This window comes from Vibrio sp. 2130-1 (assembly GCF_033339515.1).
The window spans coordinates 1-507 of record NZ_JAWOUT010000770.1 but is presented as its reverse complement, the minus strand read 5'-3'; the positions used below and the strand labels follow the sequence as shown (position 1 = coordinate 507).

The following is a 507-nucleotide window of genomic DNA, read 5'->3' as shown; positions in this document are numbered from 1 at the left end:
TTGGCTTAGCGTGATTGAGTTGTCTTCGTCGACACTGTAAGCCAAGTCACCCGATACCGGAGCATCATTGATTGGCAGAACATCAATGTTTGCCGTCGTCGAAGCGGTCGCACCATCTTCGTCCACGACTACAACATCAAGATTCACTTCACCATTGAAGTTTTGGTTTGGTGCAAAGCTGAACGTACCATCACCATTGTCGGTAAAGATACCTTCGCTGCCACTGTAGCTCACGCTATCTAGTACTACCTCACCTTCAATATCGGAAGAGTTTGCCAACAACTGTTCTGCGCTGATGGTGATAACTTCATCTTCATCAATGGTGTAACTGGTTGTGCCTGCGATTGGTGGATCGTTCACCTCAAGAACGGTAATACCCGCTGTTGTTGTATCAACCGCGCCGTCCTCGTCAACCACGACAACATCAAGGCTAACATCGCCTGTAAAGTTTTCGTTTGGAGAGAAGGTGTAAGTACCATCGCCATTAATTTCTAGCACACCGTCGTT

Annotated in this window: 1 protein-coding gene; it reads right to left on the bottom strand. The window is 47.3% G+C overall.

All coding sequences use genetic code 11. The annotated features are described in order from the left end of the window. Positions 1-507: tandem-95 repeat protein (locus tag R7Q09_RS28605; protein ID WP_318144265.1), on the bottom strand; the 507-nt coding region annotated here is incomplete at both ends.